Below are 3,566 nucleotides of genomic sequence, written 5' to 3'. Positions count from 1 at the left end.
GGAGCGCCTGCGGAGACCGTTCAGCATTCATCCCTTGAGCGCGTCCGACAGGTTTCCCCCCGCCGCGTCGAGGCGGCGCGCCGCGTCCCGCGCGTCGATGCCCGTTCGCGCCATCAGGATGGCCACGGCGATGCGATTCCCGGCCTTTTCCAGCAGCGCGCCGGCTCTGGCCGGGCTGACGTTGCCCAGCGCTGCAATCATTTGTTCGGCGCGCGCGCGCAACTTCGCGTTGCCGGGTTGCATGTGCACCATCCGGCCGGCGTACACGTATCCTGCGAGCGCCATAGCGCCGGTCGAAATCATATTGAGCACAAGCTTGGTTGCCGTGCCGGCCTTCAAGCGCGTGGAACCCGCAAGCACCTCGGGCCCGGTATCGAGTTTGATGGTCATGTCGGCCCGGGCCGCGGCGTCAGGATTGCAGCACAGGAAGACGGTGCGCGCGCCCGCCCGGCGCGCGGCATCAAGCGCGCCCAGCACGTACGGCGTTGTCCCCGATGCCGCAATGCCCACGACAATGTCCCGGGTGTTCGGGGCAAGCGCCAGAAGGCTGCCGCGGCCCTCGTCCGCGTCGTCTTCCGCGCCTTCGACGCTGTGGCGCAGCGCCTGTTCGCCGCCCGCAATCAACCCGATGACCCGCGTGGGCGCCACGCCGAAGGTGGGGGGGCACTCCGATGCATCGAGCACTCCGAGCCTCCCGCTCGTGCCCGCGCCTGCATAAATAATACGCCCGCCGCTGCGAATGGCCTGCGCGGCGGCATCGATTGCCGCCGCGATTACGAGGGTCTGGCCGCCCACGGCGCGGACCGCCTCCAGGTCCGCGGCGTGCATGGCATCCGCGATTTCGCGCGCCGTCATCTGGTCGATAGTGCCTGCGCTGTCGCGGGTCTGTTCGGTAGGCGGCAGCAGGCTCGTGCGGGCCGGCTGGGGCGAGACATCCGCGATCCAGCCGGGTTTTGTTTTCAGGCGGAACATCTCGAACACGGCGCAGTGGCCGCGCAGCGACGGCTCTTGGACACGCAACGGCGCGTAGGCCGCGACCTGCCGCTCGAACAGGGAACGGTACAGCGGACTGTGCTCGAACAGGCCGCCTGTGAGAAACACGGGCGCCGCATCGGGCAGGCAGAGGCGGCGATGCACGGCGCCGGTCATCGCGGCCAATCTTGCCGCCTGTTCTTCGATGCAACGCATCGCCACGGGATCGCCCTGTTCCGCGCAGTGAATAGCCGCCTGAGCGAGGCGGGCGAGCTCGGCCTTTCCGGCGCTGTTGGCCCAAGCCGTGAACGCGGTGAAGTCCGGCGCGCCCGCGGCCTCGGGCAAAACTTGCACGAGCGCGGTGGCGGGCCCCACGCCGTCGGCGGCGTGCGCGCACGCGCGCAACGCGGACAACGCAACCTGATAGGCGCTGCCTTCTTCCCCGAAGGGGATGCCCCGCCCGCCGGCTTGTGCCTCGCGGCCGTTCGCGTCTCGAGCGACGACTTTGGAACCGGTGCCTGCGATGACGAGGACAGCCGGCCCTTCCGGCGCGTTCGCCGCGAGCGGGGGGTGAAAATCATCCGAAACGAGCGCGCGGACCACGCCGGGGAGCCGGCAAAGGCCTTGGCCGGCCTTATCGCGCCAAGCAGCGGAGAATACGCCCGCCATGCCCGCGGCCACGACCAACTCGGTGGTCATGATGCCCTCTTTTCGAAAATAGTCCATGAGGGCCGAGACCTCGGCGAGCGTCTTGTCCAGACCGTACGCGACCGGATTGCAGGGTCCGCCGAAGGTCTCGGCGAGTAAACGGCCGTCCGTCGTGTAGAGTCCTGCTGCGCAGCGGGTGGCGCCTGCCTCGATGGCCAGCACGCAGGTCATGGTTCTACTCCGCCTCAAGCGCCGGTGGTTTCCAGCCGGGGCAGAATTTGGACAGCACGCCCATGCGAATCTCGCGGGTGCGGCAGATGTCCTGGTACAGAAATGCGCTGCCGTTCGGTGTGCGTGCTTGCGTTTCCCGGTCCACATGGATTAGCCCATACCGGGCCTGGTAGCCGAGAGTCCATTCGAAACCGTCGAGCAAAGCGTTGTGGAAATAGCCGCGGACGTTCACGCCATCCGCCATTGCGTGCTGCAAGGCCCAGAGGTGTTCCAGCAGGTAGGCGCAGCGCTCGCCGTCCTGCTGCGTGGCGATACCATTGCCCGTGACCAGCATCGGCACGGCGTAACGGCCCATTTCCAGCAACACTTCCCGCAACCCGCGCGGGTCAGCCTGGGTGCGATCGGGCGGAACGGGCCGCCCCGACCCGTCGACCACGCGGGCGAAGCGCCGGCGCACGTCGAATGGGGCGAACCGCACCAGTTGACGCCCGTAATAGGAAATGCCGAGAAAATCATAATGGCAGTCGCCGCCGTCTTCGAGTTTGAGGGTTTGGAGAAAGTGATGATGCCGCCGGTGGCGCAACCGTTGCGCGGCGCGCACATCCCACGCACTGTGTTCGTCCAGGGGCAGCGTGATGCCCGTACGGACGGATACGCCGACCATGGCGTCGGGCCGCACGCCGTGCAAGGCGTGGTAGGCCCGGACATGCGCCTGCGCCATCGTGCGAACCGGGTCTCCGCCCGCTTTGGCGTCTCCGGGCCAGAGACGGTCGACATGGCTCATGGACCGGGTAAACTCGGGCTCATAGATAGGAATCCACCATCGGCATTTCTGGCCGAGCGCCTCGGCAACGCGGTCGACATAATGCTCGAAGTAGACGGCTGCCCCAGCGCGGCGCCAGCCGCCCGTATTGGCAAACCACGCGGGCCGCGTCACATCGTGCAAGACGCAGACAGGCTCAATCCCCTGGGTGCGCAGGCAATCGAACACCGCGGCATAATGTGCAATGGCCGTCTCGTCGAACGCGTCGATGACCGGCTGAATGCGGCTCCATTCGAGCGAGACCAGCATTGCGTTCAACCCGAGTTTGCGCGAGAGCGAGAAATCCTCTTCGTATCGGTTGAAGTGGTCCGCGGCCCGGGCGGACGTGGCGCCGTCCGCGATCCGCGTGGGGCGTTGCTCCCAGCGCCACCAGTCGTTGTCGAAATTGCCGCCTTCGACCTTGTGCGCTGATACGGTCGCTCCCCAGAGGAAATCGCCGGGAAAGGTGCTCAAGCGCCTGCTCTCCTGTACGCTGGGCCGGTTATTCTTGAGGGCCGGGTCCTTGCCCGGCCTCATCCTAGCATGCGCGGCTCCGGTGAGGAAAAGAGATGGCAGGCACCCCGGGAAGACAAGCGGGGCGGCCACGGGATTCATGGCCGCCCCGCCAGGCTCGAATTCCGTCAGATCATTTTCCCAGCACTTCGTAGAGGTCCACGCCGCCGGGCGCATACCCGTCCTCGCTGCCTTCCCTTACGTGATAGGCGCGGCCGGGCGCGTTGTACATCTGCACCGCCCGCAACAGTTCGGACAGATTGATGCCCCAGTCCTGCGCGATGTAATCGCTGTCGTGCGGGGCGCATCCCGCCTCGCCGGGGCCGGGCGCATATCCGTCTTCAGTGCCTTCGGCGCAATGGAAACCTTCCGAGTTGTACAGCTGGATCACGCGCATGAT

Annotated in this window: 3 protein-coding genes; all 3 read right to left on the bottom strand. The window is 66.8% G+C overall.

Annotated features, from left to right (window positions below; translation table 11 throughout):
• Positions 1–27 precede the first annotated feature (27 nt).
• Positions 28–1,851: an N-acetylmuramic acid 6-phosphate etherase gene (murQ, locus tag KA184_23635; protein ID MBP8132583.1), complete on the bottom strand. Its 1,824-nt coding sequence runs from the start codon at positions 1,849–1,851 to the stop codon at positions 28–30.
• A 4-nt stretch (positions 1,852–1,855) separates the two neighbouring features.
• Positions 1,856–3,127 carry a glycoside hydrolase family 1 protein gene (locus tag KA184_23630; GenBank protein ID MBP8132582.1) on the bottom strand — a complete coding sequence of 424 codons (1,272 nt, stop codon included), beginning with the start codon at positions 3,125–3,127 and terminating at the stop codon, positions 1,856–1,858.
• Positions 3,128–3,299: 172 nt separating this feature from the next.
• A partial coding sequence (locus tag KA184_23625) for a hypothetical protein (protein MBP8132581.1) occupies positions 3,300–3,566 on the bottom strand: 267 nt, incomplete at its 5' end.

This window comes from Candidatus Hydrogenedentota bacterium, from assembly GCA_018005585.1.
GTDB lineage: Bacteria > Hydrogenedentota > Hydrogenedentia > Hydrogenedentales > JAGMZX01 > JAGMZX01.
Note: the sequence above shows the minus strand (reverse complement) of the source record. Positions and strands in the feature narration are given on the sequence as shown.

Excerpts from the sequence above, each read along its gene's own strand:
- murQ (MBP8132583.1), bottom strand. The coding sequence starts at position 1,851 with ATGACCTGCGTGCTGGCCATCGAGGCAGGCGCCACCCGCTGCGCAGCA.